General features: G+C 72.6%; 14 protein-coding genes. 6 read left to right on the top strand and 8 right to left on the bottom strand.

Features of this window, described 5'->3' with window-relative positions:
* A partial coding sequence (locus JS521_RS25335; protein WP_239487812.1) for an ATP-binding protein occupies positions 1-2719 on the bottom strand: 2719 nt, incomplete at its 3' end.
* Positions 2720-2829: 110 nt separating this feature from the next.
* Between JS521_RS25335 and JS521_RS25330 the strand changes: the two genes are divergently transcribed.
* The gene (locus JS521_RS25330; protein ID WP_205085246.1) at positions 2830-3309 is read left to right on the top strand and encodes a DUF309 domain-containing protein; all 480 of its coding nucleotides are present in this window, start codon (positions 2830-2832) and stop codon (positions 3307-3309) included.
* 97 nt (positions 3310-3406) lie between these two features.
* On the top strand, positions 3407-3826 hold the full coding sequence (locus tag JS521_RS25325; RefSeq protein ID WP_205085244.1) for a hypothetical protein: 420 nt from the start codon (positions 3407-3409) through the stop codon (positions 3824-3826).
* Between the two features lie 77 nt (positions 3827-3903).
* Here the strand turns inward: JS521_RS25325 and JS521_RS25320 are convergent, their stop codons facing one another.
* The gene (locus JS521_RS25320) at positions 3904-4704 is read right to left on the bottom strand and encodes a sulfite exporter TauE/SafE family protein (protein WP_205085243.1); all 801 of its coding nucleotides are present in this window, start codon (positions 4702-4704) and stop codon (positions 3904-3906) included.
* A 147-nt stretch (positions 4705-4851) separates the two neighbouring features.
* Here JS521_RS25320 and JS521_RS25315 point away from each other — a divergent pair, with 147 nt between their 5' ends.
* A complete protein-coding gene (locus tag JS521_RS25315; protein ID WP_205085242.1) occupies positions 4852-6816 on the top strand; it encodes a DUF2264 domain-containing protein in 1965 nt (654 codons plus the stop codon).
* A gap of 22 nt (positions 6817-6838) precedes the next feature.
* Here JS521_RS25315 and JS521_RS25310 read toward each other — a convergent pair whose 3' ends face one another.
* From JS521_RS25310 to JS521_RS25290, 5 genes are all read right to left on the bottom strand, one after another.
* Positions 6839-7471, bottom strand: a complete 633-nt coding sequence (locus JS521_RS25310; RefSeq protein WP_205085241.1) for a LutC/YkgG family protein — start codon at positions 7469-7471, stop codon at positions 6839-6841.
* Positions 7468-9027: a LutB/LldF family L-lactate oxidation iron-sulfur protein gene (locus JS521_RS25305; protein WP_205085240.1), complete on the bottom strand. Its 1560-nt coding sequence runs from the start codon at positions 9025-9027 to the stop codon at positions 7468-7470. Before JS521_RS25305 ends, JS521_RS25310 begins: the two co-directional genes overlap by 4 nt.
* Entirely contained in the window at positions 9024-9791 is a 768-nt protein-coding gene (locus JS521_RS25300) for a (Fe-S)-binding protein (protein ID WP_205085239.1), read from the bottom strand. The genes JS521_RS25305 and JS521_RS25300 overlap by 4 nt, the downstream gene beginning before the upstream one ends.
* Positions 9792-10002: 211 nt before the next feature.
* The gene (locus tag JS521_RS25295) at positions 10003-10734 is read right to left on the bottom strand and encodes a FadR/GntR family transcriptional regulator (RefSeq protein WP_205085238.1); all 732 of its coding nucleotides are present in this window, start codon (positions 10732-10734) and stop codon (positions 10003-10005) included.
* A gap of 207 nt (positions 10735-10941) precedes the next feature.
* Positions 10942-11229 (bottom strand): DUF3040 domain-containing protein, encoded by a 288-nt coding sequence (locus JS521_RS25290; protein WP_205085237.1) that lies wholly within the window; start codon positions 11227-11229, stop codon positions 10942-10944.
* 256 nt (positions 11230-11485) lie between these two features.
* Here JS521_RS25290 and JS521_RS25285 point away from each other — a divergent pair, with 256 nt between their 5' ends.
* The 3 genes from JS521_RS25285 (at position 11486) to JS521_RS25275 (ending at position 14177) form a co-directional block, all read left to right on the top strand.
* Positions 11486-12466 carry a HAMP domain-containing sensor histidine kinase gene (locus JS521_RS25285; RefSeq protein ID WP_205085236.1) on the top strand — a complete coding sequence of 327 codons (981 nt, stop codon included), beginning with the start codon at positions 11486-11488 and terminating at the stop codon, positions 12464-12466.
* Positions 12467-12468: 2 nt separating this feature from the next.
* The gene (locus tag JS521_RS25280) at positions 12469-13161 is read left to right on the top strand and encodes a response regulator (protein ID WP_205085235.1); all 693 of its coding nucleotides are present in this window, start codon (positions 12469-12471) and stop codon (positions 13159-13161) included.
* A gap of 107 nt (positions 13162-13268) precedes the next feature.
* On the top strand, positions 13269-14177 hold the full coding sequence (locus JS521_RS25275) for a DUF2510 domain-containing protein (protein ID WP_205085247.1): 909 nt from the start codon (positions 13269-13271) through the stop codon (positions 14175-14177).
* A 96-nt stretch (positions 14178-14273) separates the two neighbouring features.
* Here JS521_RS25275 and JS521_RS25270 read toward each other — a convergent pair whose 3' ends face one another.
* The gene (locus JS521_RS25270; protein WP_205085234.1) at positions 14274-16346 is read right to left on the bottom strand and encodes a phosphocholine-specific phospholipase C; all 2073 of its coding nucleotides are present in this window, start codon (positions 16344-16346) and stop codon (positions 14274-14276) included.
* Positions 16347-16692 lie beyond the last annotated feature (346 nt).

Below are 16692 nucleotides of genomic sequence, written 5' to 3'. Positions count from 1 at the left end.
CCCCCCCGCCCCCCGCGGCGCCCGGCCGGGGGGGGGGGGGGGCCCCCCAAAAAAAACCCCCCCCCCCCCCCCGCCCGCCCCCCCCCCGGGGGGGGGGGGGGGGGCGCGCGGCCAGCCCCTCGGCCCCGCAGGCCATGGCCTGCTTCTGGGCCCGGGCCAGCTCCCGGTGCGAACCGATCGCGATGCCGTAGTCGACCCGGGCGAGGGCGTGCTCGTAGGCGGAGGAGGACTTCTCCAGGTGTCCCACCGCCTCGGCGAGCAGTTGCGCGGACCGCTCCGGGGGTGCGAAGAGGGCGACGCAGCGCAGGGCCTCGCCCAGGGCGGTGGGTGTGCCGAAGCGTTCGGCGTGGACCCGGTTCCGGGCGGCGAGGTGCGCCGCGCGGGCCGGGTCGACGTCGGCCAGGGCCCGCGCCAGGTCGCCGGCCCACGGGGCCCAGATGCCGTTGAAGCGTTCGCGCGGCTCCAGGGCGGCGCCCGCCGCTTCCAGCTCGGCGATCGCCTCCTCCTTGCGGCCCTCGGCCAGCAGCAGGCGGCCCCGCACGCACGGTCCGTCGGGCAGCACCATGGCGCTGGGGTAGGGCGGGCCGAAGTCGTACCGGTCGGCGATCTTGCGTGCCTCGTCGGTGCGGCCGCGGGCCAGCAGGGTGTCGATGAGCAGGCAGGCCGCGTCCCAGTGCACGGGCAGGCCGGAGCCGACGCGGTCGGCGAGGCGGAGCCCTTCGCGCAGGAAGCCCTCGGCCTCGGCGAGGCGGCCGCGCCGACGGTGGACCATGCCGAGCAGGGTGTGGGCGAAGGCCAGGTGGGCGCCGCTCCAGCCGGAGATCTCGAAGGCCCGGACCGCTTCGCCGAAGAGGCTCTCGGCACGGTCCAGCTGGTCGACGAAGGTGTAGGCGATGCCGACCATGGTGGGCAGCTCGAAGCCCCACTCGGAGTCGGTCCAGCCGAGGCCCCGGGCGGGGCTGCCGTCGATCAGGGCGCGTTCGCAGAGGTCGACGATGAGCTGGGCGTTCTCGCCGCGCAGCATGGCGTCGAAGGCGCGCAGGGTGAGCAGGGCCCGTTCGGAGTTGTCGCGGCCCTTGAGGTGGTCGGCGTTGCGGGTGAGCCGCCGGGAGCGCGCCGGACCGTCGTCCTCGGCGGCCTGCATGCCCTCCCACATGAAGTGCGCGGCCTGCAGCCGCATCAGCCCGGGGCCGGGTGCGGTGCGCGCGGCCTCGGCGGCCAGCGACAGCGCCGCGTCCTTGAGCTGGTTGTTGTGGGCGAGCGCGGCGGCGAGCCGGAAGGTGGCGTCGACCCGCAGCCCGTCGTCGAGCCCCGGCATGTCGAGGGCGGCGCGCAGGTGCTGGACCGTGGTGGGCGGGGAACTCAGCAGGGTGGCGCAGCCCAGCTCGTACAGCAGGACGGCCCGGTCCTTGGGGCGCGGCGGCTCCTCCAGGGCGCGTTCCAGGCAGCGCCTTGCCGCTTCGGGCGCGCCGACGGCGAGATGCTGGCCGGCGGCTTCCCGCAACTGCGCGACCAGTTCCTGGTCGTCGTCCGGGTGCACCTCCAGGAGGTGCCGGGAGGCCGCGGCGGCGCCGAGGCCGGCCCGGGTGATCGCCCAGGCGGCGCGCCCGTGCATGGCGGTGCGGGTGGCCGGCGGGATCGAGCGGTAGACGGCGGTCGCGATCAGCGGGTGGACGAACTCCAGCGGGTCGAAGCCGCTGACGATACGGGCGTCGCGCAGCCGGGCCGTGCAGTCGGCGGCCTCCGCCGAGCTCATTCCGGCGAGCGTGGCGGCCAGTTCCTGGGAGATGTCGGTGCCGAGGACGGCTGCGGCCCAGGCGAACCGGTTGGCGTTCGTGCCGAGCCGCTCCAGCCGGGCGACGAGCCCGCTGCCCCGGGCGGACGCGCCGAGCTCGCGCAGTTCGCCCGCCGATTCCTCCACCGGCGGCAGTTCGCGGTCCTGGACCTTGGCGACCAGCTCGACCGCCTCGTACGGGTTGCCTCCGGTGACGGCCCACACCTCGCGGCAGAACGGGTCGTCGGCGTGGTCTCCGAGGCCCGCGCGGACCAGTACGGCGGTGGCGTCCGGGGTCAGGGCCCGCAGGGCGACCCGGGTCACCGTGCCCTCGCCGCCGAAGCCGCGCTCGGCCTCCCGGTCGGCGACGTAGTTGGCGTTCCGTTCGGCCAGTTCCTGCGGGCGGTGGGCCTGCACCACCAGAACCGGGAGTTCGCCGAGGCGGGCGGTGAACGAGGCGAGCCAGGCGAGGGATTCACCGTCCGCCCAGTGGGCGTCGTCCACGATGAGCAGCAGCGGCCGGTGGCTGAGCCGGGAGGCGAGCCGGCCGACGACGAAGTCCAGGCCGTCGCGCACACCCTGCGGGTCGGGCTGCGGGCCGCTCGGCTCGGCCAGCCCCAGAGCGGGGGCGGTGGTCTCGTACCAGTCGCCGAACAGGGCCCGGGTCTCGTCCGGCGGGAACTGGTCGAGGGCGGGCTGCAGCAACTGCCGTACGACGTGGAACGGTACGGAGGTGACGGTCTCGCCTCCCCTGGCGGACCACACGGTGCAGCGGTCGGCGGCCATCGCCCGGATCTCGGCGAGCAACGCGGTTTTGCCGATCCCCGCCTCCCCGCTGAAGACCAGGAGCCCGCCGACGGCCTGCGCACCGCACAGGGCGTCCACCGCCTCGGCAGCGGCGGCGAGTTCCGGTTCACGCTCGTACAACGGCCGGGACGGCTTCATGCCCACCCTTCCCACAGAGGCAGTCTTCTCGACGGTCGAGCCTAGTCGTGCGCGGGTGCTCGCCGACAGGGTTCGCACGATTCCTTGCAGGTGCGGGGCACAATCGAGTAGTGAACGAGACGCGCAGAGACCGGGACGACGAGGGCCGGGCGCGCAACGCGCGCCCCCGTGACGGGCTGGGGCGCCCCCTGCCGTACGGGACGCCCGGCGTCGAACGACAGCCGGAGGGCGTCGTCCGCACGCCCGCGGAGACGCTCCGGGAGGCACAGCGACTGCTGGACGCGGGGATGCCGTTCCACGCGCACGAGGTCTTCGAGGACGCCTGGAAGTCGGGACCGGAGGACGAACGCGAACTCTGGCGGGGGCTGGCCCAGCTCGCGGTGGGGCTGACCCATTCCGCGCGGGGCAACACCGCGGGCGGGGCGCGGCTGCTGCGCCGGGGCGCGGGGGCGCTCGCCCCGTTCGCCGGGTCCGGTCCGTACGGGATCACGGTCGCCGCACTGTGCGACTGGGCGAGGGAGTTGGCGGGCCGGGTCGAGTCGGGCCCGACGGTCGACGCGGCGGCCGAGGCGCCCCGCCTGCGCGGGTAGCCCGAAGGGCGGTGCCCGGGACGGGCACGGGACGGTCCGGGGCGGAAGGCCCGGGTCCGGGGACCTGGGCTGCGCGCAGCAACTACGATCCGGCTCCATGAGCACTTCTGACCAGGATCAGGACCAGGACCAGCGCGGGGACGCCGACGTTCCCATAGCCGACACCGCCGCGGAGACGGAGACCGGGGCGGAGTCGGCGACCGGGGCAGCGTCGGGGGCGGAGAGCGGTGAACTCGACGCGCCGGACGGGCAGGGCGGGAAGAGACTCACCCCGCGCCAGGCCCGGCGGCTGCGGATCGTCCTCTCCTCGGTGGGCATGGCGGCGATGGCCCTCGTGCTCGGGCTGCGCATCGCGAGCCGCTCATCGGTGCTCGTCGTCGGCGTCTACGGGCTCGCGCTCATCCTGTGCGGAGTGGTGATCGAGCTGAGCCGGAACGGTCGCACCCGGCTGGCCAGCTGGCTGCTGGGGACGGGGCTGCTGGCCGCCGTGGGAGCGGACTGGCTGCTGCTTCCCTGATACGGGGAGGCCAGGGGCCGGGTAGGCAGGTGGCCGGCAAGCCGGGTTTCCGGGGGTGGCCAGGTGGCCGGGCGGCCTCAGATGAGCAGCAGTTGGAGTCCGCCGACCACCGTCGCGCCGATGACGATCCGGTCGAAGACCTTCTGGTTGATCCGGTCGACGCACACGCGGCCCAGGTAGGCGCCGGGCAGGACGAACAGCACCAGGCAGGCGTCGAGCAGCAGGGAGCGGGCGTCGATCAGGCCGAGGCCCACGCTGAACGGCACCTTGGACACGTTCAGGATCAGGAAGAACCAGGCCGAGGTGCCGAGGAAGCCGAGCTTGCGGAAGCCGGCCGAGAGCAGGTACAGCGACATCACCGGTCCGCCGGCGTTGGCGACCATCGTGGTGAACCCGCCGAGAACGCCGTAGCCGCGCGCGGCGGTCCGGCCGGTGCCACTGCCGGCTTCGCTTTCGGTGGCGGTTTCGTCCTCTTCGGTTGCGGTTTCGTCCTCCCCTTGCGCGACCTTCTCCGCGAGCCGGCGGCGCCACAGGGTGACGCCGGTCATGAACAGCAGGATCGCGCCGATGGAGGTGCGGACCGCCGCGTCATCGGCCCACAGCAGGAACACGGTGCCGGCCACCACGCCCACCGCGACGGCGGGGAACAGCCGGAGCAGAGTGGGCCAGTGGGCGTGGCGGCGGTAGACGAGCACGGCGAGGAGGTCGCCGACGATGAGGATCGGAAGCAGCACTCCGGTCGATTCGCGAGCCGGGAGGACGGCCGCGAATACCGCGAGGCTGATCGTATTGGCACCGCTGACGGCCGTTTTGGAGAAGCCGACGAGGGTGGATGCCGCCGCGAGGGCGACCAGTTGCCAGAGGCTGATGGTGTCCATGTCGGGAAAGATGCTAAGCGCACCGATTTTCTGGCGGGCGGCCAGGTGCCGGGGCCTCCTCCCTACGCCCTGATGAGCGTTTGATCGATTCAGCCCGCTCCTGATCGATCCATTGACCCTCTTCGATCACTCGATCAGGATTCCCGCATGACCGTCTCCGCTGGTGCCCGCCTCGTACTCCCCCCGGAAGACCGTGCGTCGAGCCCGTACACCGGGTACACCCGAGCCCACTGGGAGGCGGCCGCCGACGGCATGCTGGACGCCGCCTGGAGGTGGGCCACCCCGGGCGGCGCGAGGCTCGACCTGCCCGGGCTCCCGTCGCACTCCGGCGTCCGCTCCGACGGCCTTGAGGGGTACGCGCGTACGTTCCTGGCGGCCGGTTTCCGGGTCGCGGGGGCGGGCGGCAAGGACCCGAACGGTCTGCTGGAGCGGTACTCGGACGGGCTCGACGCCGGTACGCGGACACCGGGCCGGGACGACGCGGAGTCCTGGCCGCTGATCCTCGACCACCATGTACAGGGGCAGCCCATGGTGGAGTCCGCGTCGGTCGCCCTCGGTCTGCGGCTCACCCGGCCCTGGCTCTGGGACCGGCTGGCCTCCGACGTACAGGACCGGGCGGAGCACTGGCTGCGGGGCGCGCTGCGGCACGTTCCGGCGGGCAACAACTGGTACCTCTTCCCGTACACCGTCGCCGGGTTCCTGGAGTCGGTGGGCCGGGGCGACGCGGAGACCGCGCGGGCCCGGGAGCGGGCGCTGGAGCTGCTGGAGGGCTGGTACCGGGGCGACGGCTGGTACGCCGACGGGGACGGGCGCGCCTTCGACCACTACAACGGCTGGGCGCTGCACCTGTATCCGCTGCTGGATGCCCATCTCGCGGGCGACGAAGAGGAGTCGGCGCGCCACGGGGCCCGGCTGCGCGAGCATCTGGAGAGCTTCTCGCTGATGTTCGGCGGCGACGGGGCCCCGCTGCACTTCGGGCGCTCGCTGACCTACCGCTTCGCGGCGGGCGCGGGGGTGGGTCTGGGCGCGGTGACCGGGCATACGCCGCTCACTCCGGGGGCGTCCCGGCGCGTGGCCAGCGGGTCGCTGCGGTACTTCCTGGAGCGCGGCGCGGTCGGGGACGACGGGCTGCTGAGCCTCGGCTGGCACGGCCCGCACGCGGCGACGCTACAGTCCTATTCCGGTCCCGCGTCCCCTTATTGGGCGTCGAAGGCTTTCGTGACGCTCCTGGCTCCCGCCGAGCATCCTTTGTGGGTGTCGCCGGAGGAGGCGGCTCCGAGCGAGGGCCCCGACCGGGTGGTGTCCGTGCAGGCGGCGGGCTTTCTGGTGCAGTCGACGCGGGCGGACGGCGTGGTGCGGCTGCACAACCACGGCAGCGACCATGTCCGTCCGGACGAGGGCGAGTCTGCGGCCGACGAGGACCCGCACTACGCGCGGCTCGCCTACTCCACCGTGACCGGTCCCACCTCGGCGGCGAACGCGGCGGACAACCATCTGTCGGTGACGGTCGACGGGGCGCGCAGCGCTCGGCGGCGTATCCATCCGCTCGGTGCGGGGCACGGCGACGGCTGGGGCTGGGCGGCCTCGTGGCATCTGCCTGTGTTTCCGGCGGGCCCGTCCGCCGTCCCCGGGCTGCGGGTGGAGAGCGTGACCGTGGCGCGGGGCCGCCACGAACTGCGGGTGCACCGGGTGCTGGGCGCGCCGGACGGGGCGCGGGCCGAGCTCACGGGCTGGGCGACCGACCCCGGCGGTGCGGTGCGTTCGCGGTTGCGAGGGCTGCACGGCTGGGGAGTGCCCGAGGACGTACGGGCTCCGCAGGGAACGGCGTTCGCACGCTGGGTGACCGTGCCCCGGCTAGCCGCCGAGGTGACCGGCACGGTGGTGCTGGCCGCCCTCGCCTCCCTCACCGCCGATCCGGAAGCCGCCCTGTCGGACGGGGCGTCGGACGGGGCGTCGGACGGGAGATCGGACGGGACGTCGGATGGGGAGTTGGACGAGGTGGTGGACCGGGTGGAGGTGGCCGGTGGCACGGTGGAGGTGCGCTGGGCGGAGGACGGGGCGCTGACGCGGATCGCCTTCGGCCGGAGCACGGTGACGGTCGATCACGGCTAGAGGCTCCCCGGGGCCCTACGCCTCACGCGTCCGTGCGGATCACCACCACCAGTGTGCGGGGCCCATGGACGCCCTCCACCCGCTCCAGCTCGATGTCGGAGGTGGCGGACGGCCCGCTGATGAGCGTCGTCGGCCGTTCGGGCACCAGGCGCGCCACCGCCTCCGGCACGCCCGCCTCGACGGTGGAGAGGTCGACGACGCACACGTGCAGATCCGGGACGAGGGACAACGCCCGGCGGCCCTGACCGGGCGAACCGTCCAGGAAGATCGTGCCGGTCTCCGCGCAGCCGGCCGCCGAGGCGGTCACCACCGCGTCCAGGGCGTCGAGTTGCGAGGGCGAGACATCGGCGTCGTCCTGCCGCACCTCGCCCTCGTATCCGTCGAGCCAGCGCCCGTCCAGTCCGGCCGGCACACCGACGCGGCGCACACCGTGCTCCCGCAGGACCTCGCCGACGATGTCGGCGGTGCGGTCCGCCGTACAGGGGTGCACGCCCGCCTTGTAGTCGAGGAGCCGATCGGTGAAGAGGGCGAGGCGTTCGTCGTCGGGCAGGACGCGGCCGGTGCGGTGGTCGCGCGGGACGGCGACGGCGGGTGTCGGGGCCAGGGCGAGGGCGTCACGGATCCGGCCCAGCACGGTGTCGCGGGCGCTGTTCATGTCGCGTCCTTCTCGTCGTGGTCGCTGTTCTCCTCGGCCCGGGCACTGTTCGCCTCGGTGGCCGCGGCCCGCAGGGCGGCCCTGCCCTCGTCGGAGGCGAACCAGGACCGGAAGGTCTCCCGGGGCGGGGCCGCCGTGTCGCGGCTGTCGCTCCAGCCGCTGAACGGCGGGGGCAGCCGGGAGATCGTGCCGTCGCGTCCGGCGACGACGCGGCCGAGGCCCGACGCCTTCTGCGCGGTGGTGTAGAGACCCGGGCGGCGCATCACGGCGGCGGCCGCCTTCATCGCCAGCTTCTCCGTTGTGACGCCGGTCTGTTCGGTGTGCTGGTGGCGCAACTCCACCAGCAGCGACGGAATGTCGATCTTCACCGGGCAGGCGTCGAAGCAGGCCCCGCAGAGGCTGGAGGCGTACGGCAGGGAGCTGTTCGGGTCGTCCTTCGCCGCGTGCATGCCGGCCAGTTGCGGGGTGAGGACCGCGCCGATGGGTCCGGGGTACGTCGATCCGTAGGCGTGGCCGCCGGTCCGCTCGTACACCGGGCAGACGTTGAGGCAGGCGGAGCAGCGGATGCAGTTGAGGGCCGCGCGTCCGATCGTGTCGGCGAGGGCGGCGGTGCGTCCGTTGTCGAGGAGGACCAGGTGGAAGTCGCGCGGGCCGTCGCCGGGCGTCACCCCGGTCCACAGGGAGGTGTAGGGGTTCATCCGCTCCCCCGTCGAGGAGCGGGGCAGGAGCTGGAGGAAGACCTCCAGGTCCTGGTAGCGCGGGAGGACCTTCTCGATGCCCATCACGGTGATGAGGGTGTCGGGCAGGGTCAGGCACATGCGCCCGTTGCCCTCGGACTCGACGACGGCCAGCGTGCCGGTCTCCGCGATACCGAAGTTGGCGCCGGAGACGGCGACCTTCGCGGTCAGGAACTTCTCGCGGAGGTAGCCGCGCGCGGCGGCGGCGAGGTGGGCGGGGACGTTGTCCAGCTCCGGGTCGACGCCGGGGATCCGGTCGAGGAAGATCTGCCGGATCTCGTCCCGGTTGCGGTGGATCGCGGGGACCAGGATGTGCGAGGGCTTGTCGTGGGCGAGCTGGACGATGAGTTCGGCGAGGTCGGTCTCGTACGGGGTGATGCCGACGGACTCCAGATGCTCGTTGAGTCCGATCTCCTGAGTGGCCATCGACTTGACCTTGACGACCTCGTCGCTCCCCGTGGCTTTCACGAGCCGGGCGACGATCTCGTTGGCCTCGGCGGCGTCGCGGGCCCAGTGGACGGTGCCGCCGCGCTCGGTGACCTTGCGCTCCAGTTGTTCGAGCAGCTCGGGCAGCCGGTTCATGGTGTCGGTCTTGATGGCGGAACCGGCGTCGCGCAGGGCTTCCCAGTCGGGGAGTTCGCCGGTGACGTGCAGGCGTTTGGCGCGGATCGTGCTGGTGGCGCGGCCGAGGTTGCGGCGGAGCTGGTCGTTGCCCAGTTCGTCGTGGGCGGCGCGGGGGAAGGCCTGGTCGCCGCGGAGGTTTCCGGTGCCGGGGGGGGGGCGGGGCGGCGGGGCGGGCATGCCGAGGAACGTACTCATACGGAGGCCTCCGTGAGGGCGTCGGGCGTGGTGCGGGTCGCGGCGAGGATCCGGGCGAGGTGCAGAGTGCGCGTTCCGGAGCGGATCCGGGAGAGCCCGCCGCCGATGTGCATCAGGCAGGAGGAGTCGCCTGCGGTGCACACCTCCGCCCCGGTGGCCGTGATGCTGTCCGTCTTGTCGTGGAGCATCGCGGTGGACGTCCCGGCGTTCTTGAGCGCGAAGGTGCCGCCGAATCCGCAGCAGGATTCGGCTCCGGGCAGCTCGACGAGGTCGATGCCCTCGACCTCGCGCAGGAGTTGGAGGGGCTTGTCGCCGACGCGGAGCATCCGCAGCGAGTGACAGGTGGGGTGGTACGTGACCCGGTGCGGGAAGTACGCGCCGACCTGGGTGACGCCGAGGACGTCCACGAGGAGTTCGGAGAGCTCGTACGTCTTCGCGGAGACGGTCTCCACGCCGGCGCGGAGCGCGGCGTCCCCGTAGCGGTCGGCGACGATCCGGTGCTGGTGCCGGACGGAACCGGCGCACGAGCCGGACGGCATCACGACCGCCTCGATCGAGGCGTCGCCGAACCTGTCCGCGAAGTTGCGTACCAGGGGCACGGGTTCGCGCTGGTAGCCGGTGTTGATGTGCATCTGCCCGCAGCAGGTCTGGCCCGGCGGGAACACCACGTCGTGGCCCAGGCGCGTGAGCAGGATCGCGGTGGCCTTCACCGCGTCGGGGAAGAGCGTGTCTCCCAGACAGGTGGCGAAGAGTCCGATGCGCATGGGGCCTCCCCGGTCGGGTGGGGCGCGGCGGCCAGGTGTCCGTCGCGTTTCACCATGAGGTTTCTATGGTCGGACCATACTAGGTACGGGCCGCTGAAGGGAACGTCCGAGGGTGTGTGCCGTTCGGAAGTCGGACCCGGGTCCGCCGCCGGGGTACGGGAGTCGCCGGGGCAGGCTGTCGGCATACGGGGGTCGGCCCCGGCGGCCGGCCTTACGGCGCGTCCGGCCCCTTCACCAACGTCCCGTGGAAACCCCGGATATGCCACTCCACCAGGTCCGCGGCCTCCGGGCCGCTCCCCTCCCGTACCAGGGTGAGGAGCGTCCGATGCTCGGCGTTGAGGGCGCGGGCGGTGGCCGGCCAGTCCTCGGCGGCCTCCAGGGCGCGCAGGATCAGCGGCCGAACGGACTCGCGTACGGCGGAGGTCAGCGTGGAGGTGAGGGCGTTGCCGGAGCTGCGGGCGATGAGCACATGGAAGCGGGTGTCCAGATCGTTGAAGGTGCTCACGGTGATCCCCGGCTCCGCCATGCCCGCCACCAGCTCCTCCGCCTCGTCGAGGTCCTCGACGGGCGCGTGGCAGGCGGCGGCCTCGAAGCTGGACCGCTCCAGGACCACCCGGGCCTCCAGAACGTCGTGGAGGCTGTAGCTGCCGAGGGCGAAATGCAGCCGGAGCAGCCTGCCCAGGGCGTCGTCCGGGTTGCGCACGATCCGGGCTCCGGCGTCGGGGCCCCGACCGGGCTGGGCCACCAGGACGCCGATGGTCTCCAGCACCCGGAGCGCCTCACGCAGGGCGGAGCGGCTGACGCCGAGCACCGGAGCCAGTTCGCGTTCGGGGGGCAGCCGGTCACCGGCCCGGAGCTCTCCGGCGATGACCCGTTCCTCGATGCTGCGCAGCACGAGCTCATGGGTACGGGACTGCTGCACGGGCTGCCATTCGACGGGCATCCGTCACTCCCTGGCTCGGCCGGATCCGGACATGCAGCCTATGTCACACCGAGCATGTGGTCGGACCTCAACCGCATCGGCTCGTCCCGGACGTGCGAAGGCCCGCCCGGAGATCCGGACGGGGCCTGCGCACCGGCCGGAAGGGGGCCGATGGGGCGGGCGGTGCATGCGGGCACCGCCGGGATCAGGGCCGCGGGACGGCGGGGGCTATCGGGTGCTGGGGATGTCCCGCCCGTGCAGGCGACCGCGCTGCGGGTCGACGAGGTGCTGGGCCGCGCCGGACACGACGAGTCCTGCGGCGATCAGGAGACCGTGGCCCACGGCGATGCCGATGCCCAGTACGGCGAGCCCGGCGGCGAGCCACAGCCAGGCGTTGCGGTGGCGGTACTCGCGCGGGGGGCGCGGAGTGCCGCCGGACATCGCCTCGGCGAACCCGGGATCGTCGTGACGCAGCCGCTCCTCCAGATCACGCAGCCGCTCGTCGTACGTGGGCATGATGTCTCCCTCCCGGTACGGAAACCCTCCCGGCGCCCGAAGCACCGGCCCCCGCGGTGCGGCACGGGGCAGGGCCCCCCGGGGCTCTGGACCTCATGGTCGGCGGGGAGTGCCTCCGGGGACCATCGGGGACAGCACCCATATCCGGGGGCGCGCACCATGTAGCAGCGATACGTAGGGGGTCTCCCCGTAGCAGCGATAGTGGAGGCTGTCAGCGCGCCCGCTCGACCCGACCCTCCGAAGGAGCCGTTCGACCGTGTCCCTGTTCTGGCGGATCTTCCTGCTCAACGCCGCCGTGCTGGTCGCGGCCGGCGCCCTGCTCCTGCTCGGGCCGATCACCATCTCCACCCCGGTCCTGCTGACCGAGGCGATGATCCTGACCGGCGGCATCGCGTTCATGCTCGCGGCCAACGCGGCCCTGCTCCGGCTCGGTCTCTTCCCGCTCCAGCGGGTCACCCGCGCGATGACGACCACCGATCTGCTGCGTCCGAGCCCGCGCCCCGAGGTCGCCGGGCACGGTGAGATCGCCGCGCTGATCGAGACGTTCAACATGATGCTGGACCGGCTGGAGGCCGAGCGCGCCACCAGCAGTGCCCGCGCCCTCTCCGCGCAGGAGGCCGAGCGCCGCCGGGTGGCGCAGGAGCTGCACGACGAGGTCGGGCAGACGCTGACCGCCGTGCTGCTGGAGCTGAAGCGGGTGGCCGACCATGCCCCGGAGCCGCTGCGCGGCGAGTTGCGGCAGGTCCAGGAGATCACCCGGGGGTCGCTGGACGAGATCCGCCGGATCGCGCGCCGGCTGCGGCCCGGGGTGCTGGAGGAACTCGGCCTGGTGAGCGCGCTGACGGCGCTGATCACCGAGACCCCGAAGCCGGACGGACTGACGATCCGCCGCCAGATGGGAAAGGACCTGCCCGAGTTGGGCGCCGAGGCCGAACTGGTCGTCTACCGGATCGCGCAGGAAGCCCTCACCAACACGGTCCGGCACGCCCGCGCCACCCGGCTCGAACTGTCGCTGCGGCGCAGCCCCGGCGGGGTGGAGCTACGGATCCGCGACGACGGCCGCGGCCTCGGGGACGCCCCGGAGGGGGCCGGCCTGCGCGGGATGCGGGAACGCGCCCTGCTGATCGGCGCCGACGTCTTCCTCGGTCCCGGTCCGCAGGGCGGCACCGAAGTACGCCTGGATGTGCCCGTCCCGAACGGAAGCAACGGAAGCAACGGAAGCAACGGAAGCCAGTGAACATGCCCACCTCACCGTCCATCGCCACGCCTTCCAGGGGCGCCGCCGCCCCGACCCGCATCCTGCTGGCGGACGACCACGCCCTCGTACGTCGCGGCGTCCGGCTGATCCTGGACGGCGAACCGGACCTGACGGTCGTAGCCGAGGCCGGCGACGGTGCCGAGGCCATCGAGATGGCCCGCAGCGAACGGCCCGACCTGGTCATCCTGGACATCGCCATGCCTCGCCTCACCGGCCTCCAGGCGGCGCGCGAACTGTCCCGGGTCATGCCGGGACTGCGCATCCTGATGCTCACGATGTACGACAACGAGCAGTATTTCTTCGAGGCGTTGAAGGCGGGGGCGGCCGGATACGTCCTCAAGTCGGTCGCGGACCGGGACCTGGTGGAGGCCTGCCGCGCGGCGATGCGCGACGAGCCGTTCCTCTACCCGGGCGCGGTGACCGCGCTCATCCGCAACTTCCTCGACCGGGCCAAGGACGGCGAGGACCTGCCGGCGCGGACCATCACGGAGCGCGAGGAGGAGATCCTCAAGCTGGTCGCCGAGGGCCACTCCTCGAAGGAGATCGCCGAGCTGCTCGTCATCAGCGTCAAGACGGTGGAACGGCACCGCGCCAACCTGCTCCAGAAGCTCGGCCTGAAGGACCGCCTGGAACTCACGCGCTACGCGATCCGGGCCGGACTGATCGAACCCTGACCCGAGGCCGAGGCAAGCAGGCAAACGGGCAGGCGTACACCGGGACGCGAGTGCGAGCAGTTCATGTGATTCTCACCCGATCCGCATAAGGTTCCCCCGTGACCCAGATGACCCCGCCCGGCTGGCATCCAGACCCCGGGCACTCAGGCAAAGGCCCCGCTCAGGAACGTTGGTGGGACGGAGCGCAGTGGACCGGCCATGTCCGCGCGTCGCCCGGCGCGGCGCGCCGTCGCGGGATCCGCATCGGCGTCGGCGTGACCGTCGGCGCGGTGGTGCTCGCCGCCATCGGGGGCGGCGTGTATCTGCTGGGCGAGGACGGGGGCGGCCGGCCGGACACCGCTGCCTCCTCGCCGTCCGCCGCCCCCGACCTGCCGGGCGCACCGGACGGCGACGGGAAGGACGGCGGAAGGGGCGGCGAGGGGAACGACGGGGAGAACGGCGGAGGCCAGGGGCCGGGCGAGCAGCTGCCGCCGACCGAGCCGGGCTTCGCCACGGACCTGGCCGCCGGGATCAGCCTTCCGGTGCCCGACGGGTGGAAGGGGACGTCAGGGGCGGTCGGCGCCGGACTGACCACGGGCGAGCACGCCTGCCCCGGCGACACCGCCGAGACCTGTGTGCGCGGCGGAGTGTTCTCGGCCCCCGCGGCTGCGATGAAGCTCACCGCGGCGACACCGGAAGAGGCGGCAAGGAAGGACATCGAGGCCAACGCCGAGGAGTCCTACGGCGGCAAGAGCTACGGGGAGATCACCTCGCACGAGGAGCTGAAGTCCGAGGCCGTCACGGTGGCGGGCGGCAAGGGCTATGTCGTGCGCTGGAAGGTGGTGACGGAGAAGGGCGACGACGGCTACGTGGAATCGCTGGTGTTCCCCTCCCCCGCCTCCGAGGACATGCTCGTCGTGGTCCGGTCCGGGTTCGACATCAACAAGGACGCGCCGAAGCTGTCCGTCCTGGACGAGATCACCGGCGGGATCAAGGCCGCGTCCGGTGCCGGAGGAGGCACCGGCGGAGCGGTCTGACCCCGCGCCCCACCCACCACACCCACCGCACGGAACGGCGGGCCCGGACCGTCCCCCGGACCGGGCCCGCCGTTCCGCTGCAGCCGCTCCCGGCCCTCAGCCGGTGGCCGTGGCCGTTGCCGGGTCGCTGACCCCGGCGGCCCCCGTCTCGACATGACCGGCGAAGCGGCGCAGGAAGACCGGGTCGCCCTCGGCCGTGACGGACACGTCGTACCAGCGCTTGCCGGACCGCAGGTCGATCGTGCGCGAAACCGTGGCGCCGGGCCGGACGGTGACCGTCTGCTCCGCTCCCCCGTAGGCCTCCGCGTTGGAGAGCGTGAGCCGGACCTCGGTGTCGCCGGGATTGGTGAGGGTCACGTCGAGGTTGCCGCTCCCGTCGTTGTGGCGCGCGGTGACCTCGGGCCCTGCGGTGGAACCCGGGCTCCTGAACGTACGGAGGAAGCCGTTCGGGCCGTGGACCGTGAGGTCGTGGGTGCCGCCGGAGTAGGAGGAGTTCCAGGCGTCGGCGATCGTCCTGCCCGCCTCGGCGGTGTACGTCCACGGGGCGTCGGTCCGGTTGCCCGAGGTGACGTAGAACTGCGCGCCGGCCGCCGTCCCCGGGCTGAAGGTGAGCGCGATCTTCCCGGTGCCGGTGTCGACCACGGAGTCGACGTACGGGGCGTACGGGAGCGGCCGGGCGGGGCGGCTGCCCTGCTCCTGCCTCGGCATCGAGCCGACGGCGGGCGGGGTGGGCCGGTAGTCGGGATGCCGTTCGCGGTCCGGCGGCTCGTAGGCGTCGGTGTCCGGCAGGTCGCCGGGGGCAGGCTCGGTGGACGCGAAGTCGAAGGCGGAGGTCAGGTCGCCGCAGATGGCACGCCGCCACGGTGAGATGTTCGGCTCGCGCACCCCGAAGCGCTGCTCCATGAAGCGGAGCACCGAGGTGTGGTCGAAGGTCTCGGAGCAGACGTAACCGCCGGTGCTCCAGGGCGAGACGACCAGCATCGGGACGCGCGGGCCGAGCCCGTAGACACCCGGGCCGTACGAGGAGCCGCCCGGGTACACCTCGGTGGAGGTGTCGGCCGTGGACAGGCCCTGGTCCGCGGAGGTCGGCGGGTAGGGCGGTACGACGTGGTCGAAGAAGCCGTCGTTCTCGTCGTAGGTGATGAAGAGGGCGGTCCGGCTCCACACCTCGGGGTCGGACGTCAGCGCGTCCAGGAGCCGGGCGATGTACCAGGCACCGTAGTTCGACGGGAAGTTGGAGTGCTCGGTGAAGGCCTCCGGGGCGGCGACCCAGGAGATCTGCGGCAGCTTCCCGTTCTTGACGTCGGCGGCGATCTCGTCGAAGTAGTCGTCGCCGCCCGCCACGTTCGTCCCCGTGCGCGCCTTGTCGTACAGCGGGTTCCCGGGCTGGGCGTTGCGGTACTTGTCGAAGTAGAGGAGCGAGTTGTCGCCGTAGTTGCCCCGGTAGGCGTCGTCGATCCAGCCCCAGCCGCCGGGTCCGTCCAGACCGTCGCCGATGTCCTGGTAGATCTTCCAGGAGATCCCGGCCTCCTCCAGCCGCTCGGGGTACGTCGTCCAGCCGTAGCCCTTCTCCTCGTTCCCGAGGACGGGCCCGCCGCCGGTGCCGTCGTTGCCGGTGTGCCCGGACCAGAGGTAGTAGCGGTTCGGGTCGGTGGCCCCGATGAACGAGCAGTGGTAGGCGTCGCACACGGTGAAGCGGTCGGCGAGCGCGTAGTGGAAGGGGATGTCCTCCCGGGTCAGGTAGGCCATCGTCGTCGGCGTCTTGGCCGGAACCCAACGGTCGTAGCGCCCGTCGTTGTACGCCTGGTGGCCGCCCGCCCAGTCGTGGTTGAGGCCCTGGAGGAACTGCATCCCCAAGTCGTCGGCGGTCGGATGGAACGGCAGGGTCTCCTTGCCCGCCCCATCGGCCTGGTGCCAGACGGACTTCCCGCTCGGCAGCGTCACGGGCCGCGGGTCACCGAACCCCCGCACGCCTTTCAGCGCACCGAAGTAGTGGTCGAAGGAACGGTTCTCCTGCATCAGGACGACGATGTGCTCGACATCCTTGATCGTCCCGGAGGCACGGTGGGCGGGGATGGCGGCGGCCCGGTTGATGCTGCCGGAGAGAGCGGCGAATCCCGCTGACGCACCGGCTATCTGGAAGAACCGGCGCCGATTCATATCAGCCATGAGTGAGGGGCCTCTTGGAGTGTGGGGAACAGAAGCGAACAGAGTGTTCCAAGAGAACCCAACAGAAAGGAAGAGGTCGTGACGGCCCGGTGAATGGTGTGCGTACGCCGGCCCGATGCCGCCCGGCGACCCTTCCGTCGGTTCGAACCGGAGAACTGCTCGACTCGATCGCGTAGGGAAAGGGAAACGGAGCAAGGGCCGGCAGCCCGGGACGGACGCGAGAAGGGGGGGGGGGGGGGGGGGGGGGGGGGGGGGGGGGGGGGGCGGCAGACGACGAGGCGCGACCACAGTGTGAGCATAGGGGGGAACCAGAGCAGGCCCCCAAGCGGGGCCGCATCACCCCGCC

Source organism: Streptomyces durocortorensis (genome assembly GCF_016901035.1).
Lineage (GTDB): Bacteria > Actinomycetota > Actinomycetes > Streptomycetales > Streptomycetaceae > Streptomyces > Streptomyces durocortorensis.
The sequence above is the reverse complement of the archived record's forward strand: the minus strand, read 5'-3'. Positions and strand labels throughout refer to the sequence as shown.